Here is a 21,611-nt window from a genome sequence, read left to right as displayed (position 1 = left end):
CGATGGAACGAGACGCCCACTATGCCGCCGTCGGCATTGCCACGATCGCCCTTCTGGTGGCGCTGGCGGTATTTGCCATCTGGCTGGCCCGCCTGCAGTTCAACAACGACTACGACGTCTATGACATCGTCTTCTACGGCCCGGTTCGCGGACTGTCCGAAGGCGGCGACGTCAATTTCAACGGCATCCGCGTCGGCGAGGTGACGGACCTGAACCTGGATCCCAAGAACAGCGATGAGGTCATCGCCCGCATTCGCATCGATGCCACCACGCCGGTGCGGGTCACCTCGCGTGCCCAGCTGGAGCCTCAGGGCATCACGGGCCTGAACTATATCCAGATCACCGCCGGTACCCCGACCAGTGCGCTGTTGAAGGCCCAGTACCCTGACAATGTCGTGCCGGTGTTGCAGAGCCAGCCGTCGCCGATCGCCGAACTGCTGTCGGGATCGGGCACGGTGCTGGCCCAGACCGTGGATGCGCTGAACCGCATCAACCGGGTGCTGTCGGACGACAATATCCGCTCGTTCTCGACCAGCCTGAAGAACGCCGAGTCGCTGACCACCGAGCTGGAGGCCCGCAAGGGCATGATCGAGCAGCTGGAACAGTCGCTGACCAAGGCCAATGCCGCGATCGACGAATACCAGCAGCTGGGGGCCAGCCTGCGCGTCCTGGTCGACGGTGACGGTCGAGCGGCCGTCGGCAACATCAACCGGGCCACCGCCGACGCCCGGACGGCCCTGGCCTCGATCAACCGTACGGCCAATGCCCTTGAAGGTCCGCTGGGCAATGTGGCCAGCGAAGGCGTGCCGCAGCTGATGCAGGCGATCCAGGGCCTCGAGGACGCCACGGACTCCCTGCAGAGCCTGATCGACGAGGTCCGCGCCAGTCCGCGCGACTTCATCGGGCGTCCCCCCTCCACCGAAATCGAGGTCCGGCCATGATCGGCATGTTTGTTCGTCTGTCGGCTGTCACGGCCACGGTCGCGGTTCTGGGCGGGTGTTCTCTGCTGGCGACGCCGGACCCCGTGCAGCTCTATCGGTTCGGGGTCACAGCGGAGCCCGGCGACGGCCCGGTTCTGGCCGCGCCGGTCCAGGTGGCACTGCGCCGGATCGAGTTCCCGGCGGCGTCGAAAGGCGACCGGATGCTGGGCATTACCGGGACGGAGGCGGCCTATATCGCCGGTGCCCGCTGGGTGTCTCCGGCCGAAGACCTCTACGCCCAGAGCCTGCACGAGGCGTTTCTGTCGCAGTCGAACCGGGTGAGACTGATCGCCCGGCGCGAGCTGACCCCGGCCACGCGGACCCTGGACATCGATGTTCGCACCTTCGAGTCGCGCTACGAGCGACCGGGTGCCGCGCCGCTGGTGGTGATTTCGGCGACGGCGCGCATGCTGCGCCTGCCGGAACGGACCGTCGTGTCCGAGCGGACCTTCACCGTGTCGCAGCCGGCCGCCGAGAACCGGGTGTCGAGCATCGTTGCGGCCTTCGACATCGCCACGCGGGATCTGAATACCCAGATCGTCGACTGGACCGAGGCCGCCGTCGGCACCTGAGTCGGTCCGGGGCTCTGTCTACAGGGGACGGCGAAGCGCCTCGATCCGGGCGGCGATCTCGACCCGCCGGGACTGCGCCGTGTCCAGTTCCGCCAAGGCGCTGTCGATCCGGGCCAGCAAGGCGTCCCGCGTCCGTGCCAGCCGTGTCTGATCGGGCCGGACCCGTTTCGGGCGGCGTCCGGCCAGACCCAGTCCGTCGGTCCAGTCGTCGCGCCAGGTGTCGATACCCTGACGACACAGCCCCAGACTCTCGGCCATACGGGCATCGGTATTCTGCACCCGACGGATCAGGGGCAGGGTCTGCAGGGCGGCCTGACGGCCGGCGGCCAGGGCTTCCCCCCGTTGCCGCAGGGGGGACGGGTCTGCGGCGGTGGCGCGGGCGAAGATGGCGCTCAGATGGGTGTCCAGATCACCGACGACGTCGCGCAGATCGTTCCAGGCACTGTCCAGCGCCCCGTTTCGCCGGCCCACGCTCTCGATCCGCTCGGCCATGTCGCTGGCCACGTCGGCGAGGCCGGCGGTGGCGGTGGCGAAGCGGGCGCGGAAGCGTTTCAGGCGACGGCCACGGCTGTCGAACAGACCGCCCAGGCCCTTGCGGGTCTCCAGTGCGGTGGGGGCGAGGTCCTGCAGCACCGAACGGGCGTGGGTCAGCTGGGCCGCGGCCTCGGTCAGGTCGCCGGTGCGAACCGCACCGAGGGCGCGCTCCAGACGGTCGAGGGCGGCGGCACGCGCGGGCTCGGCGAAGGCTTCGGGGGGATCGGTGTCCAGAGTCGCCGCGATCGCGGCCACGCGGGCGGGATCGGGCAGGGGCGCGCCGCCCGTCACGCGGTATGAGCCATCAGCCGCCATTGTCACCCTCCCTGGTCCGGCCCCAGCGCCGATCGGGAGGACTATGCCAGCGACTTCAGCTTTTCGGAAATCGTATAGCTTGCCTCGGTCTTCGCCTGGACCTCGTCCAGGGTCACGCCGTCGACGAGTTCGATCAGTTCCAGGCCCGCACCGTCCGGCTTGACGTCGAACACGCACAGGTCGGTGATGATGCGGCTGACCACGCCGGTGCCGGTCAGGGGCAGGGTGCAGGCCTTCAGCACCTTGGACTGGCCGTGCTTGTTGGCGTGGTCCATGACCACGACGACCCGCTTGACGCCGGCGACGAGGTCCATGGCCCCGCCCATGCCCTTGACCAGCTTGCCGGGGATCATCCAGTTGGCGATGTCGCCGTTCGCGGCCACCTCCATGGCCCCGAGGATGGACAGGTTGATATGGCCGCCGCGGATCATGGCGAAACTGTCGGCCGAGCTGAAATAGCTGCTTTCCGGGATCTCGGTGATCGTCTGCTTGCCGGCGTTGATCAGGTCGGCGTCGACGTCTTCGTCATAGGGGAAGGGTCCCATGCCCAGCATGCCGTTCTCGGACTGGAGGGTGACCTCCATGCCGTGCGGGATGTAGTTGGCGACCAGGGTCGGGATGCCGATACCGAGGTTGACGTAGAAGCCGTCCTGCAGCTCTTGCGCGGCGCGTTCGGCCAGTTGTTCGCGGGTACGGGCCATGATCAGACGCCCTCTTTCTGGCGGATGGTGCGCTGTTCGATGCGCTTTTCGGACACGGTCCTGACGATGCGGTCGACATAGATGCCGGGGGTATGGATGCAGTCCGGATCCAGCGAGCCGGTCGGGACGATCTCCTCGACCTCGACCACGGTGACCTTGCCTGCCGTGGCCATCATCGGATTGAAGTTGCGGGCCGTCTTGCGGAACACCAGATTGCCGCGCTCATCGGCCTTCCAGGCCTTGATGATCGACAGGTCGGCGAGTAGCCCGGTCTCCATGATGTAGCGCTCGCCGTCGAAGGTGCGCTCTTCCTTGCCTTCGGCCACCAGGGTGCCGACCCCGGTCTTGACGAAGAAGGCCGGGATGCCGGCCCCGCCGGCGCGGATGCGCTCGGCCAGGGTGCCCTGGGGGTTGAACTCCAGCTGCAGCTCACCGGCCAGATACTGGCGCTCGAACTCCTTGTTCTCACCGACGTAGGACGAGATCATCTTGGCGATCTGTTTGGTTTCCAGCAGCTGGCCGAGGCCAAAGCCGTCGACGCCGGCATTGTTGGAGATGACCGTCAGCCCCTTGGCACCGCTGTCGCGCAGGGCGGCGATCAGGTGTTCGGGAATGCCGCACAGGCCGAAACCGCCGGACATGACGGTCATGCCGTCGAAGGTCAGACCCTTCAGCGCAGATGCCGCATCGGCATAGATCTTCCGCATCAACTTCCTCATTTCATCATATGATGAATAACCAGCCTCTACCCCGTCTCTAGTCCGGGGACGGCGAGGGGGCAAGGGTCAGAGGGCGCGACCCAGGGTGACGGGTCTGTGCGGAGGGCGGGGCCGGTCGCGATAGCGGGCCCCCTTGATCATGCTCCGCAGGGCCTCCCAGTGAATTCCGGCCATGACCTTCCACGTCAGCAGGGGGTGGGTCAGCCAGGCGCGGAGCAGCTGGCCGTCGGTCAGGGGGCGACGCGCGCCGGCGAAACTGGCGGTCAGAATCGGCATGTCACCGCGGCGGACGGCGACGACCACGGACACGCCCTCGGCCGGGGGGCGGACGGTGAAATCATAGGTCAGGTCCATGTCCATGAAGGGCGAGACGAAGAAGGTCTTGTCGGCCGTCTGGCGGATCGGGCCCGGGGTATCGACGGGCCGGGCCACAAGATAGCTGTGGCGTTCGCCGAAGGTGTTGGTGACCTCATAAATCAGGGCCGCCACCGGGCCGTCGGGTCGATGGCAGAAGTAGACGCTGATCGGGTTGAAGCCGTAGCCGAGGATACGGGGCATGGTCAGCAGACGGATCGGGCCGCCTTCAAGATCGATCCCGGCCTCGGCCAGATGAGCCTCCAGCTGCGGGCGCAGGGGGCGTCCCGAGCGATCGCCATGGTCGGCGGCGCGCCAGCTCATCAGGCCGATCCGGCCGCGGCCGAGCAGGCGCAGGCGGTCGAGGCGGGTCTCGATGTGGTCGAGGTCCAGCAACAGCATGAAGACGCGGTAGCCGAGGGCATGGCGGATGGTTCGGACCCGGGCGTGTTCGACCCGGCCGACGTAGAGGGCGCTGTGATCCGCCGTCACGCCACCCGGTCCATCAGCGAACGCATCGCCGTCTCCGTCGGGGCAGCGGTGTCCTGCAGTGAAATCCGTCCGCTCTCGTTGGCGACGGTCCAGGGACGGCGAACGCCGCCCAGCTGTTCGGCCACGGCCAGACCGGCCTGGAGGCCGTCCTCGTGGAAACCCGAGCCGAACCAGGCTCCGGCGAACCAGACATTGCGCCGCCCCTGCAGCGACCAGAGCTCGGCCTGGGCCGTGACGGCGGTGGCGTCGAACACCGGGTGCTCATAGTCCCATTCGCCGATGACCAGGCCGGGGTCCGGTTCACGCGCCGGATTGAGGCTGACGAACAGGGGCGGGCCGGGCAGGCTCTGCAGCTCGTTCATCCAGTAGGTGACACCGCCCTCGCCGGCGCGGTCGGAATAGCCGAGATGGGTCCAGGCGGCCCAGGCCTTGCGCCGTTTCGGCATCAGGTCGGTGTCGCGGTGCAGGATCACCCGGTTGGGACGGTAGGGGATGGCTCCCAGCAGGCGGCGATCGTCGGCCGACGGGGCCTCCAGCAGGGCCAGGGCCTGGTTGGAATGGGTGGCGATGACCACGGCGTCGAACCGTTCCAGCCGACCGTCGCCGAAACGCAGGGCGGCCCCGTCGAGACCCCGGATGACACCGGCAATGTCGGCCCCTGTCACGACCTGGCCAGTGAAGGCGTCGGCAAGGCGGCGCACATACTCGCGGCTGCCGCCGTCGACGGTGCGCCAGGTCGGCTTGAGGTCCAGCTTGAGCAGGTTGTGGTTCATGTAGAACCGGATGAAGGAAGCAGCCGGGTAGCCGGCCATCTGTCCCATCGAGCAGGACCAGATCGCCGCCGCCTGGGGCAGGAGATGGGCCTCGCGGAACAGGGGGCCGTAGCCGCCCAGGGTCAGATAGGCGTCCAGGGTCATGCCGCTGAGTTCGAGAGCGGGCAGGTCGCGTGGGGCCTCCTTCTGGAAGCGCAGCAGGTCGCCGATCATGCGCCAGAATTTGGGACTGGCGTAGTTGCGCTTCTGGGCGAACAGGGCGCGCAGGCCGTGACTGGAATACTCGAAGGCCCCGTCGTCGATCGAGACCGCGAAGGACATGTGGGCCGGTTTTGTCGGCACGCCCAGATAATCGAACAGGGCGGTCAGATTGGGATAGTTGGCCGCGTTGTAGACGATGAAGCCGGTGTCGACCGCGATCGGTCCCGCCGGCGACGGAGCCTCGACCGTATGCGAATGGCCACCCAGCCGGTCGGCAGACTCGTACAGGGTGACCGTATGTTTCTGCGAGAGCAGCCAGGCCGCCGACAGGCCGGAGATGCCGGACCCGATCACGGCGATACGCTGGCCGGGACCGGCGGCGGGGGTTTCGGCGACGAGGTGGGGGCTCATGGGGACTCCGTGGCGGTCAGATCCACAGCTACGGGGCCAGACCCGATACGGATGTCATCCGTCCGGCCATCAGCTTCGTATTTGCAAAGGTTCAACCGGTGCAACGGTGGAGTCCCCCGGGACGTTCCGCAGGCCCGGGCGATCACGACGTCCTTCAGTCCCCCTAACCCGGAATGCCCATGTCCCTCGCCAATGCCGCCATCCGCAAGCTTCAGGACGCCCCCTTTCCCGACTTTGTCGCCCGGCCGGCCATCGACAGTCTGGTGACCGAGGCGCGGCGGCGGCTGGACCGGGACGGCCCGCATGATGAGGCGGCCTTCGCCGCGGACATGGGCCGTCATGCCATCGCCGAACACACGGCGGCGGCCAATGAGCAGCACTATGAGCTGCCGCCCGAGTTCTTCGAGATCTGCCTCGGCAGCCAGCTGAAATACTCGTGCGGCCTGTACCCCGAGCGCGATACCACGCTGGATGAGGCCGAGGCGGCGGCCCTGGTCGAGACCTGCGCCCACGCTGACCTGTCCGACGGCCAGACCATTCTCGAACTCGGTTGCGGCTGGGGCTCCCTGAGTCTCTGGATGGCCGAACACTATCCGCGGGCCCGCATCACCGCCGTGTCCAACAGCCACGGTCAGCGCGGCCATATCGAGGCCCAGGCGGCGGCGCGCGGTCTGACCAATCTGACCGTCATCACCTGCGATATGAATGATTTCGACCCGCAACGGGCCGGTGAGGGGCGTTTCGACCGGATCGTCTCGGTCGAGATGTTCGAGCACATGGCCAATTGGCGCACCCTGCTGGAACGGGCCCGGGGCTGGCTGAAGCCGGACGGGCGGATGTTCATCCATGTCTTCACCCATCGCGACGCGCCCTATCGCTTCGATCATACCGACAGCGAGGATTTCATCGCCCGGCATTTCTTCACCGGCGGGGTGATGCCGAGTCGCGGGCTGATCCGGCAGTTCCCCGACCTGTTCACGGTCGAGCAGGAATGGGTGTGGAGCGGCACCCACTACCAGCGCACCGCCAATGACTGGCTGGCCAATATGGACGCCAATGCCGATCGGGTGATGGAGCTGATGCAGCAGACCTACGGGGCCGATGCGGCCCTGTGGCGGCGGCGCTGGCGGCGGTTCTACCTGGCCACGGCCGGACTGTTCGGCAATGACGATGGCCGCACCTGGGCCGTCAGCCACTATCGTCTCAAGCCGGCGTGACCGGCGTACAGGAGGACCACCCATGATCCGCTTCATCCTCGCCTATCTCGGGGCCGGCCTGACCTTCGCCGCCATCGACGCCGTTTGGCTGACCACGATGACCGACCGGTTCTACAAGCCACTGCTGGGGCCGCTGCTGGCACCGGCCCCGGACATGCGGGCGGCGGTGGTCTTCTATCTGGTGTCGATCTTCGGCACCGTCTTCCTGGCGGTGCTGCCGGCGCTGAAGGCCGGGTCGTGGCGGCGGGCGACGCTGAACGGGGCGGTGCTGGGGTTCGTCGCCTATGCGACCTATGACCTGACCAACCAGGCGACCCTGGTCCAGTGGTCGACCCAGCTGACGATCGTCGACATGTGCTGGGGCACGGTGCTGACCGCCGTTTCGGCCACCGGCGGCTATTTCGCGGGAAGACTGGCCGGACCCGCAAAGGCCTGAAGCGGCGCGCGGCATTAACCTTTTTGTTCGCTCGCGAGGGGCAGGCGGTGGCGGACGCGCGCCAATGCGCTACAAATGTTCCCGGTAGGATGGCTTAACCACGCCATCGGTCGAATGCCGGGGGACGGACGTGCGGGCAGGCATCAATGCTTTGACGGTGGCCTTTGTGGTCGGCGTGCTGGCCGGGCTGATCCTGACGCCCGACGGTCGCGCCTGGCTGCGCCATCCGACGCTGATGCTGGGCGGTTCGGCCAATGCCTCGGCCCCGGCCTTGATCCCGGTCGAGCCCGCGCCGCCGCCCGCGGTCGTGGTCGCCGCCCGCCCGGCGGTGACGCCGCTGACAACCCGGATGGCCCGGGGACAGCTGCGGATCGGCGTGTTCGGCGACTCGATGGCCGACGGTCTGTGGGCCGCCCTGTACCGCGACCTGAACAGCGTCTCCGGCGTATCGGTCACCAAATTCAGCGAGGTGTCGACCGGCCTGTCGCGCTACGACTACGTCGACATCCAGGCCAAGACGGCGCGCCAGCTGGACGAACAGCCGATGGACGTCGCCGTCATCCTGTTCGGCACCAATGACGCCCAGGGCATCAGTCTGGACGGTGAGGTGCATCCGTTCGGCAGCGACGGCTGGAAGGCGGCCTATGCCAAACGGGTCGATGACCTGGTGGCCCTGCTGCGCAGTCGTGACGTCGCCGTCTACTGGGTCGGCCTGCCGCGCATGAAGCGCGAGTCGTTCGACGCCAGGATGAGCCTGATCAATGATGTGGTGGCGGCACGGATGGCGGCGCTGGACGTGCCCTATATCGACACCGTGCCCCTGACCGCCAATGACGCCGGGGGCTATGAGGCCTATCTGCCGACCGAGTCCGGCCGTCGTACCCTGATGCGGGCCAATGACGGGATTCACATGTCGATGGCCGGCTATCTGCGCATCGGCCATCCGGTCGCGGCGACCCTGAAGCATGATGCCGGCCTGGACCGGCCCCGGCCCGATGCGGCCAGCCCGGGGTTGGTGTCCGCGGTCACCCCGCCTGTCTCACCCGCCGCCTGACGATGAGGACCGGCTCCGCCCTGACGGCGGCCGTCCTGGCTCTGGCCCTTTCCGGACCCGCGCCGGCCCAGACGGCCTATGTCCCGCAGGCGGTGCCCTCGGCCGGCATGCCGGTCTGTCCCGGCGGCCTGTGCCAGACGGAAGCTCTGGCGGGACTGTTCGAGGCGCTGGCCGCGACCGAGGCCGGGCAGCGCAAACGGCCGGTCCACATCCTGCAGATCGGCGACAGCCATACAGCCGGGGACCGGATTACCGGTGCCGTGCGGGCGGCGTTGCAGGTCCGGTTCGGTAACGGCGGGCGCGGGGTCCTGCCACCCGGAATTCCCTATGACGGCTACCGCCCGATGCAGGTTCAGGTCGAGGCGCGCGACTGGACGTTGGCCCAGGAACCCTTGAGCCCGGCCACCGGCTACAGTCGCGTCGGGGTCGGTCTGCCCGGGATCCGCGCCGTCCGCTTCGGGACCGATCCGGTCCTGACCCTGACGCCGGAATGGGGCGGGCGACCGCGGGTCCTCGGCCTGTGCGGCGAGGCCGGGCCGGGCAGCGGCGCGATCCGCCTCCGCACGGCCGTCGGCGAGGTGGTGGCCGATTTCGCCGCGCCCGAGGCCGGCCCCGTGTGCCGCGAGATCGACCTGTCGACGACGGCCAAGGCCATCACCCTGACGCCGGTCGGGCCCGGTGTGCCGCTGTATGATGTGTGGCTGGCGACCGGCGGACCCGGCGTGATCGTTTCCAACCTCGGCGTGGTCGGGGCGACACTGCGCGATCTCGCCGCCCGCGACGAGGCGGTGACCGCGACCGAGCTGGCCTATTGGCGGCCGCAACTGGTCATCCTGGCCTACGGGACCAACGAGGGGTTCGACGACGGGCTGGACCGGGCCGCCTATGAGACCCTGCTGCGGGATCAGATCGGGCGAATGCGGCGACTGGCCCCGGCGGCGTCGCTGCTGCTGATGGGCGCGCCGGATGCCGTGCGGACGGGCGTCGCGGGCGGCTGCAGTGCCGACGGTCAGCGTCGACCGCCGCCGTCGCTGGCGGTGGTCCGCGATGTGCAGCGCCGGGTGGCCGCCGACATGGGTGTGGCGTTCTGGGACTGGCACGGGCGAATGGGCGGCGATTGTTCAGCGGACCGATTGGCTCTGATGCCCGATCCGTACATGCGCGGCGACCGGGTGCATTTCACCTCCGTCGGCGCCGACTGGATCGGTGCCGTGTTTGCCGCCGACCTGACCGCGGCCTTTGACGGCTGGAAGGCCGCCGCGGGGCAGGGCGACTAGATGCTGTTCCCCACCCTGGCCTTCGGCGTCTTCTTCCTGTTCGTCTATTTCACCAGCTGGTCGCTGGATCGCGAGAACGGGCGGCGCAAGCTGTTCCTGCTGCTGGCCAGCTGGTTCTTCTACGCCCAGTGGGACTGGCGCTTTGTCGGCCTGCTGATCCTGAGCGCCGTTCTCAACTGGGGCGTGGCGGCGGCGATCGCGCGCAGTGATGACGACAGCCGACGCAAATGGCTGGTCGGGCTGGGCGTCGCCTTCAACCTGCTGGTGCTGGGATTCTTCAAATACTACGGCTTTTTCATCGAGCAGGCGGCCGAACTGCTGAACCAGTTCGGCTGGGGCCGGGACCTGCCGCTGTTGCAGGTGATCCTGCCGGTCGGGATCAGCTTCTTCACCTTCCAGGGCATCAGCTATGTGGTCGATGTGTATCGGCGCAAGACGCCGGTGGCGCGCTCGCTGCTGGATGTGATGCTGCTGATGAGCTTCTTCCCGCATCTGGTGGCGGGACCGATCGTGCGGGCCTCGGACCTGCTGCCGCAGTTCGACCGGACGCCGCGTCTGACGCGGGCGATGGCGACGCACGGGTTGCTGCTGATCGTCTGGGGTCTGTTCAAGAAGACGGTGATCGCCTCGGAACTGTCGGTCCGTCTGGTCGATCCGGTCTTCTTCGATCCCACCGCCTACGGGACGCTGGACATGGTCGCCGCCGTCTATGGCTATGCGGTCCAGATCTACTGTGACTTCTCGGCCTATTCGGACATGGCGATCGGCACCGCGGCCCTGCTGGGCTATTCCTTCCCGCGCAATTTCGACCAGCCGTACCGGGCCGGGTCGCTGCAGTCGTTCTGGCGGCGCTGGCACATCAGCCTGTCCAGCTGGCTGCGGGACTATCTGTACGTACCGCTGGGCGGCGGTCGCAAGGGCCTGGTTTCGTCGAGCCTCAACGTGTTCATCACCATGGTGCTGGGCGGGCTGTGGCACGGCGCGGCCTGGACCTTCCTGGCCTGGGGGGCGCTGCACGGCGGAGTCCAGGTGGTCGAGCGGATCGGCCGGGCCGCCTTCGGCGAGCGGCGGGTGATCCATCCGGTGCTCGGCGTGCTGATCACCTTCCACATCGTCTGCCTGGGGTGGATCCTGTTCCGGGCGGAGAACTTCGACCTGGCCATGCAGGTGCTGACGGGCCTGGGACGCTGGTGGCAGCCGACGGTGATGCTGACGCCGCTGCTGCTGACCCTGATCGTCGGCGGTCTGGCCATGCACTGGCTGCCGCCGCGCGCCATCGAAGGCCTGGCCGAGCGGCTGAAGACCGCCCCGTCGCTGACCCTGGCGCTGTTGCTGGGCGGGGCCTTCCTGCTGGTCGAGGCCGTACGTCCGGACGGCGTCGCGCCCTTCATCTATTTCCAGTTCTGAGGCGTTGGCAGAACCATGACCGACGATCACGATCCTCACGACGACACCGATCCCCGGCCGGATCCTTTTCCGGTGCCGGACCCCGAGTCCCCCTTTCCGCCGCTGGAACAGGGACGCACGGCGTGGGAGCAGCCGACTCCGGGCACCGAGGCAGGGACGGAGGCCGGGTCCGATCCCGAGCCCGGGACGGCACCGGTCGACCCCGTCAGTGACTGGAACGCCGGGGCCGACGCCCATGACCTGCCGACGCTGGAACACAGGCTCAGTGCCCTGCACCGGTTTGCCTTCCCGCCGGCCCCGCCGCTCGACGACGAAGGGGTGGCGGCGCGCGACCGGCGCTGGACCAGCCGTAGCCTGCTGCTGCTGACCGCGTTCATGCTGGTCTTCAACTCCGCCTCGCTCCAGAACTGGTCGCGGCAGCAGCCGCCGGGCTGGGTGAGTTCGACGGTGCAGCAACTCGCCGATGTGTGGGCCGAACAGGTGGCGCAGCTGGGGGCGGACCAGCCGCGCACGGCGGTTCGCGAGTCCTATGAGACTGCCCGGGACCAGCGTTTCATCGGCCAGCGTCCCGCCGACGGTCCGGCTGCTGTTGCGCCTTGACCGATCCCCGAACCTGTTCATAGCTGACGTCGCCTGCGCGTGCCGGCGAAGGGGATGTGACCATGGGTAAGCGGTTCCTGAAGCAGGCTCTGCCGGTGATCGTCCTGTTGCTGTCGGGGCCGGGACTGGCGTTGGCCCAGACTGCGGACGGCCTGACCTATCAGCAGCCGCCGGCCCCGATTCCCGATATTCTCGACACACGGCCGACGCCGCTGCCCAGCCTGAGTCCGGACCGCGGGACCCTGGCCCTGTTCGAACGCTCGAACCTGCCGTCGATCGCCGAGCTGGCCGAGCCGATGCTGCGGCTGGCCGGCTATCGCATCAATCCACGCAACAACGGCCCGGCCAACAGCCGGGTCACCTGGTTGACGGGGCTGAGTTTCCAGCCGGTCGCCGGGGGTGCCGCCCGCCCGGTGATCCTGCCGGACGGAGCCCGGTTCACCTCGCCGGCCTGGTCGCCGGACGGACGCGCCGTGGCCCTGCTGATCGACCAGCCGACCGGTCTGGAACTGTGGGTGGCCGATGTGGCCAGCGCCCGCGCGCGCCGCCTGACCGGGCCGCGGGTCAATGCCACGACGGGATCCGGCCTGACCTGGCTGCCCGACAGTTCCGGGCTGGTTGTGGAGACCGTCCCGGCCGGCCGCGGGGCTGCCCCGGATGTGAGCCGCCCGCCGTCGGGTCCGACGGTCGAGGAGAGCATGGCGCGCGCCGCGCCCGTCCGGACCTACCAGGACCTGCTGGCCAATGCCGGCGACGAGGCGTTGTTCGATCACTATTTCACCTCCCAGCTGGTCCATGTGCCGCTGCAGGGGGCGATCCGGCCGATCGGCACGCCGGGCGTGATCCTGGGGACCTCGGTCTCGCCGGACGGGCGCTATCTGCTGCAGACGGTGGCCCGACGTCCCTACAGCTATGTGGTGCCGGCGGCCCTGTTCCCGGCCGATATCGTGGTCACGGACCTGGGGGGCCGGATCGTGCACCGGGTCGCCAGCCTGCCGTTGCGCGATGACATTCCCTCGCCGTTCGACGCGGTGGCGACGGGACCCCGGTCGGTCCAGTGGCGCGCCGACGCGCCGGCGACCCTGGCCTGGACCGAGGCCCAGGATGGCGGCGATCCCCGCACGCCCGCCGAGGTTCGCGACCGGGTCTTCATGCTGGCGGCCCCGTTTGCATCGACCCCGGTGCCGCTGGTCGATCTGGGCGAACGCTATGCCGGGATCACCTGGGGCCGCGATGACGTGGCCCTGGTCTACAGCCGCTGGTTCAACACCCGGCATGAGACCCGCTATCTGGTCGACCCGTCGCGACCGGGCCAGGGGCGGGTGCTGCTGGAGCGCAACTACCAGGATCGCTACAATGATCCGGGCGCGGCCGTGACCGAGCCGAACGCTGCGGGGCGGCCGGTGATCCGGTTCACCGGCGACGGCACGAAGGTGCTGATCGAGGGCGGCGGGGCGACCCGGGCCGGCCAGTATCCCTTCCTGGGCACGCTGGACCTGGCCACCGGACAGACCGAGCGGCTGTGGACCTCGGCCGACGGCGAATATGAGACCATCGTCGGGTTTGTCGACGAGGCGGGACGCCGGATGGTGACCCGCCGCGAGACCCGGCTGGATCCGCCGAACCTCTATGTGCGGGATCTGGACGGCACGGCCCCGACGGCCCTGACCGCGTTCCCCGATCCCGCGCCGCAACTGGCCGGGGCCAGCCAGCAATTGATCACCTACAGCCGTGACGACGGGGTACAGCTGTCGGGCACCCTTTATCTGCCGGCCGGCTATGACAAGGACCGGGACGGGCCGCTGCCGCTGCTGATGTGGGCCTATCCGGCCGAGTTCACCGACGCCGCCGTGGCCGGGCAGGTGGTCGACACGGCCAACCGCTTCGTGCGGCCGGGCGGATCCAGCCATCTGTTCCTGCTGACCCAGGGCTATGCGGTGCTGGACAATCCGGCGATGCCGATCATCGGTCGCGACGGGGCGGAGCCGAACGATACCTATATCGAACAGCTGACGGCCAACGCCCGGGCGGCGGTGGACGCCGTGGTGGCGCTGGGCGTGGCCGACCGCGATCATCTGGCGATCGGTGGCCACAGCTACGGGGCCTTCATGACCGCCAACCTGCTGGCGCATACGGATCTGTTCCGCACCGGCATCGCCCGGTCCGGGGCCTACAACCGCACCCTGACCCCGTTCGGCTTCCAGGCGGAACAGCGCACCTACTGGCAGGCGATCGAGACCTATACGGCGATGTCGCCCTTCACCTATGCCGACCGGGTCAATGAGCCGATCCTGCTGATCCACGGTGAGGCCGACGACAATTCGGGCACCTATCCGGTCCAGTCGGAGCGCTTCTATGCGGCGCTGAAGGGCCAGGGGGCGACGGTGCGCTATGTCGTGCTGCCGCTGGAAGCCCATGGCTACCGGGCCCGCGAGTCGGTCGGCCACACCCTGTGGGAGATGGCCCGCTGGCTTGACCTCTATGTCCGGGATGCTCCGCCGCGGGCCGTGCCGACCCCGGCCGGAGGGCAGTAAGGCCCAGCCCCGGGGGCAGGCTCCTGTAACGGTTTGGCCCGGCGCGCGAATAGCGGGTGTCCGGCGACAGGCCGAACGTTACGGGAGACTCACATGACCGTTGAGATTCAGGCCGGGGGGCCGCGCGGTAGCCATCTGAAGTCTGGCGCACTGGCCGGTGTGATCGCCGGTGCCGTCTTCATGATGATGGAGATGGGACTGGTGGCCCTGGCGGGGCAGAGTCCCTGGGGCCCGCCCCGCATGATCGCCGCCATCGTCATGGGCGAGGGCGTGCTGCCGCCACCGGCCAGTTTCGACCTGATGATCCTGCTGGCCGCGATGGCGGTGCATTTCACGCTGTCGATCATGATCGGCATCGCCTTCGCCGCGGTAGCGAGCCGGTTCGGATGGCCGATGGTGCTGGCAGCCGGGGCCGCCGTCGGCCTGGGCCTGTATGTGGTCAATTTCTACGGGTTCACCGCGATCTTCCCGTGGTTCGCCATGGCGAGAAACGCGATCTCGATCGTGTCGCACATCGCCTTCGGCATGGTTCTGGGTCTGTCCTACCGCATGCTGACCAAATAGCGCACCGCCGGTGGACCGGGGTGGCGTCTGAGGCGTTACCCCGGTCCCGGCCGGCGCAGGCGCGCGCCGCCGCTCCTTCTGAAAGGATCATGCCCATGCCGACCTATGATGACCTGAGCGCCGTCTTCATCAACACCAGTCTGAAGCGGTCGCGCGAGCCGTCGCACACCCAGATGCTGATGGATGTGGCCATCGGCATCATGGAAGCCCAGGGGGTGAAGACCACCACCCTGCGCGCCGCCGACCTGGATATCCCGCCCGGGGTTCAGCCGGACATGACCGAGCATGGCTGGGACAGCGACGGCTGGCCGGCGGTGCAGAAACAGGTGATGGACGCCAACATCCTCGTCATTGGCACGCCGATCTGGCTGGGCGACAAGTCATCGGTCTGTACCCGGGTGATCGAGCGGCTGTACGGATATTCCGGCAAGCTGAACGACAAGGGCCAGTGGGCGTATTATGGCCGGGTCGGCGGCTGCATCGTCACCGGCAATGAGGACGGCATCAAACACTGCGCCATGAACATCCTCTATTCGTTGCAGCATCTGGGTTATGTCATCCCGCCCCAGGCCGACGCCGGCTGGATCGGCGAGGCCGGTCCGGGACCCTCCTACGGCGACGATGACAAGGCCGGAGGCAAGGTCGGGCTGGACAATGAATTCACCCAGCGCAACACCACCTTCATGGCCTGGAACCTGATGCATATGGCCCGCATGCTGAAGGACGCCGGCGGCATTCCGGCCCACGGCAACCAGAAGGCCGCCTGGGACAGGGGCGAACGTTTCGACCATCCAAACCCGGAGTATCGTTGAGCCCATGAACGCAACCGACTTCAACTTCGCCAACACCCACGGTCGGGAACTGTCCGGCGTGCTCGAACGCGGTGCCGGGCCGGTGCGGGCCTGGGCCGTGTTCGCCCACTGTTTCACCTGCGACAAGACCTCGCTGGCGGCGACCCGGGTCAGCCGCGCGCTGGCCGCGCAGGGCATCGGCGTGCTGCGCTTCGACTTCACCGGCCTCGGTGAAAGCGAGGGCGAATTCGGCAAGGGGCTGTCCGGCGATATCCAGGATGTGGTCTGCGCCGCCGAGGCCATGGTGGAACAGGGTATGACGCCACAGCTGCTGGTCGGCCACAGTTTCGGGGGGGCGGCGGTGCTGGCGGCGGCCGGTGCGCTCGACACGGTCAGGGCGGTGGCCGTGATCGGGGCTCCGTTCGACGCCGAGCATGTGCTGACCCACATCGATCCGGCGTTGATGGATGCGCCGGCCGGGCAACGGGTGCCGGTCGAGATCGGCGGGCGCGCGTTCGAACTGGGGGCCGACTTCGTCCGGGACCTTCGCGGCCAGAACCAGAAGACACGCATCGAAAATCTGGGCCGCGCCCTGCTGGTGCTGCATTCGCCGGTCGACGAGATCGTTTCGATCGACAATGCCTCGGGGATTTTCATGGCCGCGCGCCATCCCAAGAGCTTCGTCTCGCTGGACCATGCCAACCATCTGCTGACCGACCGGGCCGATTCCGACTATGCGGCCGCGGTCGTCGCGGCCTGGGCCGGTCGCTATCTCGATCTTGCCGAGGACGCGGTTGAGCCGCCGGTCCAGGGCGTCCGGGTCGAGGAAACCGGGGCCGGGAAGTTCCAGGTGCGGGTGGTGACGCCCTCGACCACCTTCCTCGCCGACGAGCCGGCCAGCGTCGGCGGTCTGGATTCGGGCCCGACCCCCTATGACCTGCTGAGCGCCGGTCTCGGGGCCTGTACGGCCATGACCTGCCGGATGTATGCCGAGCGAAAGCAATGGCCGCTGGTCCGGGTGGTGGTCGAGGTCGGCCATACGGCCAAGACGACGTCGGAGCGGGACCGGTTCGTGCGCCGGATCGCCTTCGAGGGCGATCTGGACGCTGCCCAGCACGCCCGCCTGCTGGAGATCGCCGACCGCTGCCCGGTGCACCGCACCCTGACCGAGAGCGCGATCGTCGAGACCGGGCACCTGGCCGAGGATCAGCCGCACGCGGCCGTCGAGGACTGCCCCGAGGATCATCTGCTGCGCATGGAAGAGGCCTGCGCCGACGCAAACGGCGCGTAGCCGGTCAAACGATCGCCGGCTCAGGGCCGTCTGAGCAGGCGATCGACACTGACGGGCCCCGCGCCATAGCGGACCAGATACAGCAGCAGGCCGGCCCAGGTCAGGTGGGTGGCCCAGGCCCCCGGATAGACGAAGGTCTGGATCACCAGGGTCATGCCCAGCAGGCCAAGGGCGGAGAGCCGCGTCGCCAGGCCCAGCACCAGCAGGATCGGGAACAGATGTTCCGCCCAGGTCGCCAGATGGGCGGCGATGGCGGAAGGGATGAGCGGGACCCGGTATTCCTCGGCGAACAGATAATAGGTGCCGTCGGTGATGTGCAGCACGCCGTCGACCTTGGTCCGGCCCGACAGGAAGAAGACCGAGGCGATGCCGAACCGCACGACCAGCCCCAGCAACCACGGCGGGATCAGGGTTTCGACCAGGGCCGTGAACCGGGCGAACAGGGCGGTGATCCCGGTGCCGGGTGATGCGGCGACAGTGTCAGTCATGGGGTGGGGTCTCCGGTTGCAGCGGGGTCAGGGCCCCCATGGTCAGCAGGCTGGCGAACAGGGTGCCGAGGTCGAGCGTCGGGTCGCTGGCAAAGGCGTCCTGGGCCGCCTGTCCCAGGGTGTCGCCCCGGCGGCAGGCCTTGAGAAAGGTCCATTGCGGGTGGGACAGGCGATGCCAGGTCACCGCCCCGGCCGGGCGCACGATCAGCAGACCTTCGGGCCGCTCTTCCCAGACAGCGTCGGGCGCGTCGCCGTCGGCGCGGTTGGCGCTCCAGATCGTCGGCACGGTCCAGTCGAACCAGAACAGCCGGGCCGAGGGGTGCAGGCCGGTGCGGGCGGTGAACAGGCGGGCCGGGGCCAGGTGCGCGGTGTCGCGGCTGGACAGCGACGGGGCATCCGGCGCGCGATGGGCCTGGCTCCAGGCCAGGTCGAGACGGGCCACCGGGGCCAGATAGGGCAGGTCCCGCGCCGGCGGGAAGGCCACCAGCCAGTCGGGAAAGGCCAGGCCATAGTCGTCGAGCACGGCGGAGGCGGGCGGTGCGGCTTCGGCAAAGATCAGGGCGGCCTGACGAAACCAGTCCGTCCCGACCAGCCGTTCGACCGTGGGGAACAGGCCGGACAGGGCGTCGGCCCGGGCCTTGGCCACGGTGTTGCGATAGACGGCCAGGCCGGGCGCGGCGGAACCGTCGGCCGGCAGCCAGGCGGCCAGCGCCCGGTCATCGCCGGCCAGCATCGCGTTGAAGGCGGTCTCGTAGCTATCAGGTTCGGTCAGGGAGTCATGCATGGCGGAGCTCCGCAGGCATGGTCATCAGGGCGGCGGCCCGGTCGCGTTCGGCCATCAGCTCCGCGAACGGCGGCAGGTTGCCGTCACGCTCGATCAGGGTCGGGCGGGGACCGATCCGCTCGATCGCGTAGGCGTAGAGCGCCCAGACCGACTCGGCGACGGGGGCGTCATGGCTGTCGATCAGCAGGGCCTGGCCCTGTTGCGGGTCGGGTGTGTGTCCGGCCAGGTGGATCTCGCCGACGGCTGTCGCAGGCAGGGCATCGATATAGGCCCGGGCGTCGGTCCCCATGTTGTTGCCGGTGACATGGACATTGTTGACGTCGAGCAGCAGGCCGCAGCCGGTGGCGGCGACCAGTTCGGAAAGCAGGTCGGTCTCGCTCATCTCATGACCCTGCAGATCGAGATACAGGGACGGGTTCTCGATCAGCACCTGCCGGCCCAGCGCGTCCTGGGTCCGCGCGACATTGTCAGCGATGCGCTGCAGCCGGGCGCGGGTGCGCGGGAAGGGCAGCAGGTCGGGATGATAGATGGTCTCGTGGCGCGACCAGGCCAGGTGTTCGGACACGGCGAACGGCTGGTAGCGATCGACCAGGGCGCGGAGACGGGCCAGATGGTCGGGGTCAGGGGCGGCGAAACCCGCCAGGGACAGGCCGACGCCATGGAGCGACAGCGGCCTGTCCCGGCGGATCGCCTCGAGCCAGGCGAGCCGGGGCCCGCCTGTGACCATGTAGTTCTCGGCGTGAACCTCGAACCACAGACCGGTCGCCGACGCCGCCAGGGCGTCTTCGTAGTGCCGGGCCTTCAGACCCAGGCCCGCCGTCGGGCCGTCACCGCCGGGGGGGCGCGGGACGGGTTCGACCGGGGACGTGGCGACCGGTTGCAGGGTCATCGCGGCGTCGGGCTCAGCGCGAGACCGGCGTCAGCGAGCCGTTGCCCGCGGGGGTCCGGATCGAGGTGCAGGTGCCGGCCGGAACCAGCTTCCAGGCATTGCCCTGGTAGTCGCGGACCGAGGTGCCGGCACAGGTCGTGCCGGGACCGGCGGCGCAGTCATTCTTGCCGGCGAGGGCGACGCCGTAGCATTTTTCCATCGCGGGGGCGGTCGCCTGGCCACTGGTATTGGCATGGGCGATGCCGGCACCGGCGACGAGGGCCAGGGCGCTGGCACCGGCAATGGTCATCTGGGTGGGGGTCATGGGGGGCTCCTTGGTATGGTGCGGTCGTCGTGACCGGACACCCTCCCATTCGTCGGAGCCTCGCCACGGTTACAGTGGCGCTTCACTTTATTGTCGGGCGCGAACGCCCGGGGCGACGATGGTGGGTGATGCAGGGTTCGAACCTGCGACCCGCTGATTAAGAGTCAGCTGCTCTACCAACTGAGCTAATCACCCGAACCGATCGTCTGACGCCCCGCGAAGGGGCGTGTCGCCGCGGCTGGACCTGGTTGGACAGGACTGGCCGGAGGGCGGTCGTACTAAGGGGCCAACTGTTACAGTGCAAGTATGGATTTCTCCTGAACGCGTGGGGGCCTACGCTCGGCGCGGGAATCAGGGGCCCTGTCGGGTGCCGGGGGAGGCAACGGTCATGGCGAGACGGGATCTGTCGGGGGCGGTCGATTTCACCGTGCTGGAAGGCATGACCGGCGGTGACGACGGGATCGGCGAGGAGGTGCTGGGCCTGTTCGTCCAGCAGGCGGCGCTGTGGTCACCGATGCTGGACGTGCGCGAGGCCGGCTGGCGCGACGGGGTGCATACGATCCGCGGCGCGGCGGCGGGGATCGGGGCCGGGACCCTGGCCGAGGCCTGTGCGGCGGCCGAGGTGGCGGAGAAGGCCGAGGCCCCGCCCTTGCTGGACCGGGTGCGTGACGCGCTGGACGAGGCCCTGGCCGATGTGGCGGCCTACCGGCACGAATTGATGCTGCGATCGCTGAAGGGCTAACCGCGGGTCCGGTCCCAGACACCCAGTTCATGGGCGATGCAACGGTCGATCAGGGTGCGCCAGACCGGTTCGGCGATGGCGGGGGACAGGCCTGCGGGGGCGGCGGCCGCCAGCACCTTGGTCACGACATCCTCGATGCGGGCATCGTCATGGACCACGTCGCGGCTGGGCTTGATCCGCGCGGCGGCGTCCATATAGCGCTGGCGCTCGGCCAGCAGGGTGACGAGGGCACGATCGAGGGCGTCGACGCCCTGACGCACCTCGGCCATCGAGGCGCAGGACTCCGGCGCGGTGCGCGGATCGATCGTGACGCTATCCGACAAAGGCGCGCTCCAGCACATAGTCGCCCGGTTCGGCGTTCGAGCCTTCCTTCAGGCCGAAGGTTTCCAGCAGGGCCGCCGCCTCCTTGATCATGGCCATCGAGCCGCACAGCATGACGCGGTCGCGCCCGGGCGAAAACCCGGGTGGCAGGCCGAGGTCGGCGAACAGGGCCCCGGAGGTGATCCGGTCGGTGATGCGGCCGGGGGTGTCGAACGGCTCACGCGTCACGGTTGGATAGTAGACCAGCCGGTCGCGCGCCTCGTCGCCGACCAGGGGGTCGTCGTGGATGCCACTGCTCAGAAACTCGCGATAGGCCAGGTCAGCGACGCCACGCACCGTATGGCAGACGACGACCTGGCCGAAGCGCTGATACGTCTCGGGATCGCGGGCCACGGCCAGCCATGGGGCCAGGCCCGTGCCGGTGCCGATCAGGAACAGACGTTCGCCGTCGGTCAGGGCGTCCAGCACCAGGGTGCCGGTCGGCTTCCTGCCCATCAGGACGGTGTCGCCGGGCTGGATCTTCTGCAGGCGCGAGGTCAGGGGGCCGTCGGGCACCTTGATCGAGAAGAACTCCAGCTCTTCGGCCCAGGTCGGTCCGGCAATCGAATAGGCGCGCAGCACCGGTTTGCCGCCGTCCTCTCCCGGCAGGCCGATCATCACGAACTCGCCGGAGCGAAACCGGAAATCGTCGGGTCGTTCGAGGGCGAAGCTGAACAGCTGATCGGTCCAGTGGCGCACCCACAGGACCTTCAGCTCATGAAAGGCGGACGCCTTGGCGGGGGCGGGCGTGAGGGCGGTGTCGGTCATCGCGCCCTAACTAGGCGGTTGGACAGGCGAGGAAAAGGCGGGGACCGCAATCA

General features: G+C 68.6%; 24 protein-coding genes and 1 tRNA gene. 13 read left to right on the top strand and 12 right to left on the bottom strand.

Going from position 1 to position 21,611, the window contains the following annotated elements; all coding sequences use genetic code 11:
- Window positions 1-2: 2 nt before the first annotated feature.
- Both AACZ75_RS01120 and AACZ75_RS01115 read left to right on the top strand, forming a co-directional pair.
- Complete coding sequence (locus AACZ75_RS01120; RefSeq protein ID WP_339870714.1) at window positions 3-941, top strand: MlaD family protein; 939 nt, start codon at window positions 3-5, stop codon at window positions 939-941.
- A 5-nt stretch (window positions 942-946) separates the two neighbouring features.
- Window positions 947-1,552 (top strand): ABC-type transport auxiliary lipoprotein family protein, encoded by a 606-nt coding sequence (locus tag AACZ75_RS01115; protein WP_339870713.1) that lies wholly within the window; start codon window positions 947-949, stop codon window positions 1,550-1,552.
- Window positions 1,553-1,570: 18 nt separating this feature from the next.
- On the opposite strand, the gene AACZ75_RS01110 is transcribed toward AACZ75_RS01115, so the two are convergent.
- The 5 genes from AACZ75_RS01110 to AACZ75_RS01090 all read right to left on the bottom strand — a co-directional run bounded on the left by AACZ75_RS01110 (window position 1,571) and on the right by AACZ75_RS01090 (window position 6,052).
- Window positions 1,571-2,401, bottom strand: coding sequence for a hypothetical protein (locus AACZ75_RS01110; protein WP_339870712.1), 831 nt, complete (start codon window positions 2,399-2,401; stop codon window positions 1,571-1,573).
- 41 nt (window positions 2,402-2,442) lie between these two features.
- Window positions 2,443-3,102 carry a 3-oxoacid CoA-transferase subunit B gene (locus AACZ75_RS01105; RefSeq protein WP_339870711.1) on the bottom strand — a complete coding sequence of 220 codons (660 nt, stop codon included), beginning with the start codon at window positions 3,100-3,102 and terminating at the stop codon, window positions 2,443-2,445.
- Between the two features lie 2 nt (window positions 3,103-3,104).
- Complete coding sequence (locus AACZ75_RS01100; RefSeq protein ID WP_339870710.1) at window positions 3,105-3,812, bottom strand: CoA transferase subunit A; 708 nt, start codon at window positions 3,810-3,812, stop codon at window positions 3,105-3,107.
- A gap of 75 nt (window positions 3,813-3,887) precedes the next feature.
- Window positions 3,888-4,667: a DUF1365 domain-containing protein gene (locus AACZ75_RS01095; protein WP_339870709.1), complete on the bottom strand. Its 780-nt coding sequence runs from the start codon at window positions 4,665-4,667 to the stop codon at window positions 3,888-3,890.
- The gene (locus tag AACZ75_RS01090; protein ID WP_339870708.1) at window positions 4,664-6,052 is read right to left on the bottom strand and encodes an FAD-dependent oxidoreductase; all 1,389 of its coding nucleotides are present in this window, start codon (window positions 6,050-6,052) and stop codon (window positions 4,664-4,666) included. Before AACZ75_RS01090 ends, AACZ75_RS01095 begins: the two co-directional genes overlap by 4 nt.
- Window positions 6,053-6,231: 179 nt before the next feature.
- On the opposite strand from AACZ75_RS01090, the gene AACZ75_RS01085 reads away from it, so the two are divergent.
- The 10 genes from AACZ75_RS01085 to AACZ75_RS01040 all read left to right on the top strand — a co-directional run bounded on the left by AACZ75_RS01085 (window position 6,232) and on the right by AACZ75_RS01040 (window position 17,223).
- Window positions 6,232-7,269: a cyclopropane-fatty-acyl-phospholipid synthase family protein gene (locus tag AACZ75_RS01085; RefSeq protein ID WP_339870707.1), complete on the top strand. Its 1,038-nt coding sequence runs from the start codon at window positions 6,232-6,234 to the stop codon at window positions 7,267-7,269.
- Window positions 7,270-7,291: 22 nt separating this feature from the next.
- Window positions 7,292-7,705, top strand: coding sequence for a DUF2177 family protein (locus AACZ75_RS01080; RefSeq protein WP_339870706.1), 414 nt, complete (start codon window positions 7,292-7,294; stop codon window positions 7,703-7,705).
- A gap of 130 nt (window positions 7,706-7,835) precedes the next feature.
- A complete protein-coding gene (locus AACZ75_RS01075) occupies window positions 7,836-8,759 on the top strand; it encodes a DUF459 domain-containing protein (protein ID WP_339870705.1) in 924 nt (307 codons plus the stop codon).
- Window positions 8,760-8,761: 2 nt separating this feature from the next.
- Entirely contained in the window at window positions 8,762-10,036 is a 1,275-nt protein-coding gene (locus AACZ75_RS01070; RefSeq protein ID WP_339870704.1) for a GDSL-type esterase/lipase family protein, read from the top strand.
- Window positions 10,037-11,443 (top strand): MBOAT family protein, encoded by a 1,407-nt coding sequence (locus AACZ75_RS01065; RefSeq protein WP_339870703.1) that lies wholly within the window; start codon window positions 10,037-10,039, stop codon window positions 11,441-11,443.
- A 15-nt stretch (window positions 11,444-11,458) separates the two neighbouring features.
- The gene (locus AACZ75_RS01060; RefSeq protein WP_339870702.1) at window positions 11,459-12,043 is read left to right on the top strand and encodes a hypothetical protein; all 585 of its coding nucleotides are present in this window, start codon (window positions 11,459-11,461) and stop codon (window positions 12,041-12,043) included.
- Window positions 12,044-12,105: 62 nt separating this feature from the next.
- On the top strand, window positions 12,106-14,577 hold the full coding sequence (locus tag AACZ75_RS01055) for a prolyl oligopeptidase family serine peptidase (protein WP_339870701.1): 2,472 nt from the start codon (window positions 12,106-12,108) through the stop codon (window positions 14,575-14,577).
- Between the two features lie 93 nt (window positions 14,578-14,670).
- The gene (locus AACZ75_RS01050; RefSeq protein WP_339870699.1) at window positions 14,671-15,141 is read left to right on the top strand and encodes a hypothetical protein; all 471 of its coding nucleotides are present in this window, start codon (window positions 14,671-14,673) and stop codon (window positions 15,139-15,141) included.
- 95 nt (window positions 15,142-15,236) lie between these two features.
- Window positions 15,237-15,953 (top strand): NAD(P)H-dependent oxidoreductase, encoded by a 717-nt coding sequence (locus tag AACZ75_RS01045; RefSeq protein ID WP_339870698.1) that lies wholly within the window; start codon window positions 15,237-15,239, stop codon window positions 15,951-15,953.
- 4 nt (window positions 15,954-15,957) lie between these two features.
- Window positions 15,958-17,223 (top strand): bifunctional alpha/beta hydrolase/OsmC family protein, encoded by a 1,266-nt coding sequence (locus AACZ75_RS01040; protein WP_339870697.1) that lies wholly within the window; start codon window positions 15,958-15,960, stop codon window positions 17,221-17,223.
- A gap of 20 nt (window positions 17,224-17,243) precedes the next feature.
- Here the strand turns inward: AACZ75_RS01040 and AACZ75_RS01035 are convergent, their stop codons facing one another.
- From AACZ75_RS01035 to AACZ75_RS01015, 5 genes are all read right to left on the bottom strand, one after another.
- Complete coding sequence (locus AACZ75_RS01035) at window positions 17,244-17,711, bottom strand: DoxX family protein (RefSeq protein WP_339870696.1); 468 nt, start codon at window positions 17,709-17,711, stop codon at window positions 17,244-17,246.
- Complete coding sequence (locus AACZ75_RS01030; protein WP_339870695.1) at window positions 17,704-18,495, bottom strand: DNA-binding domain-containing protein; 792 nt, start codon at window positions 18,493-18,495, stop codon at window positions 17,704-17,706. The genes AACZ75_RS01035 and AACZ75_RS01030 overlap by 8 nt, the downstream gene beginning before the upstream one ends.
- Window positions 18,488-19,384 carry a DUF692 domain-containing protein gene (locus tag AACZ75_RS01025; RefSeq protein WP_339870694.1) on the bottom strand — a complete coding sequence of 299 codons (897 nt, stop codon included), beginning with the start codon at window positions 19,382-19,384 and terminating at the stop codon, window positions 18,488-18,490. Before AACZ75_RS01025 ends, AACZ75_RS01030 begins: the two co-directional genes overlap by 8 nt.
- Window positions 19,385-19,397: 13 nt before the next feature.
- A complete protein-coding gene (locus AACZ75_RS01020; protein WP_339870692.1) occupies window positions 19,398-19,688 on the bottom strand; it encodes a DUF2282 domain-containing protein in 291 nt (96 codons plus the stop codon).
- Window positions 19,689-19,807: 119 nt separating this feature from the next.
- A tRNA-Lys gene (locus AACZ75_RS01015) sits at window positions 19,808-19,883 on the bottom strand.
- A gap of 193 nt (window positions 19,884-20,076) precedes the next feature.
- On the opposite strand from AACZ75_RS01015, the gene AACZ75_RS01010 reads away from it, so the two are divergent.
- Complete coding sequence (locus AACZ75_RS01010; protein WP_339870691.1) at window positions 20,077-20,430, top strand: Hpt domain-containing protein; 354 nt, start codon at window positions 20,077-20,079, stop codon at window positions 20,428-20,430.
- On the opposite strand, the gene AACZ75_RS01005 is transcribed toward AACZ75_RS01010, so the two are convergent.
- Together AACZ75_RS01005 and AACZ75_RS01000 are read right to left on the bottom strand one after the other, a co-directional pair.
- Complete coding sequence (locus AACZ75_RS01005) at window positions 20,427-20,771, bottom strand: chorismate mutase (RefSeq protein ID WP_339870689.1); 345 nt, start codon at window positions 20,769-20,771, stop codon at window positions 20,427-20,429. The genes AACZ75_RS01010 and AACZ75_RS01005 overlap by 4 nt on opposite strands.
- Window positions 20,743-21,558: a ferredoxin--NADP reductase gene (locus AACZ75_RS01000; protein WP_339870687.1), complete on the bottom strand. Its 816-nt coding sequence runs from the start codon at window positions 21,556-21,558 to the stop codon at window positions 20,743-20,745. Before AACZ75_RS01000 ends, AACZ75_RS01005 begins: the two co-directional genes overlap by 29 nt.
- Window positions 21,559-21,611 lie beyond the last annotated feature (53 nt).

It is taken from the genome of uncultured Brevundimonas sp. (assembly GCF_963975535.1).
In the GTDB taxonomy this organism is placed as follows: Bacteria; Pseudomonadota; Alphaproteobacteria; order Caulobacterales; family Caulobacteraceae; genus Brevundimonas.
Note: the sequence above shows the minus strand (reverse complement) of the source record. Positions and strands in the feature narration are given on the sequence as shown.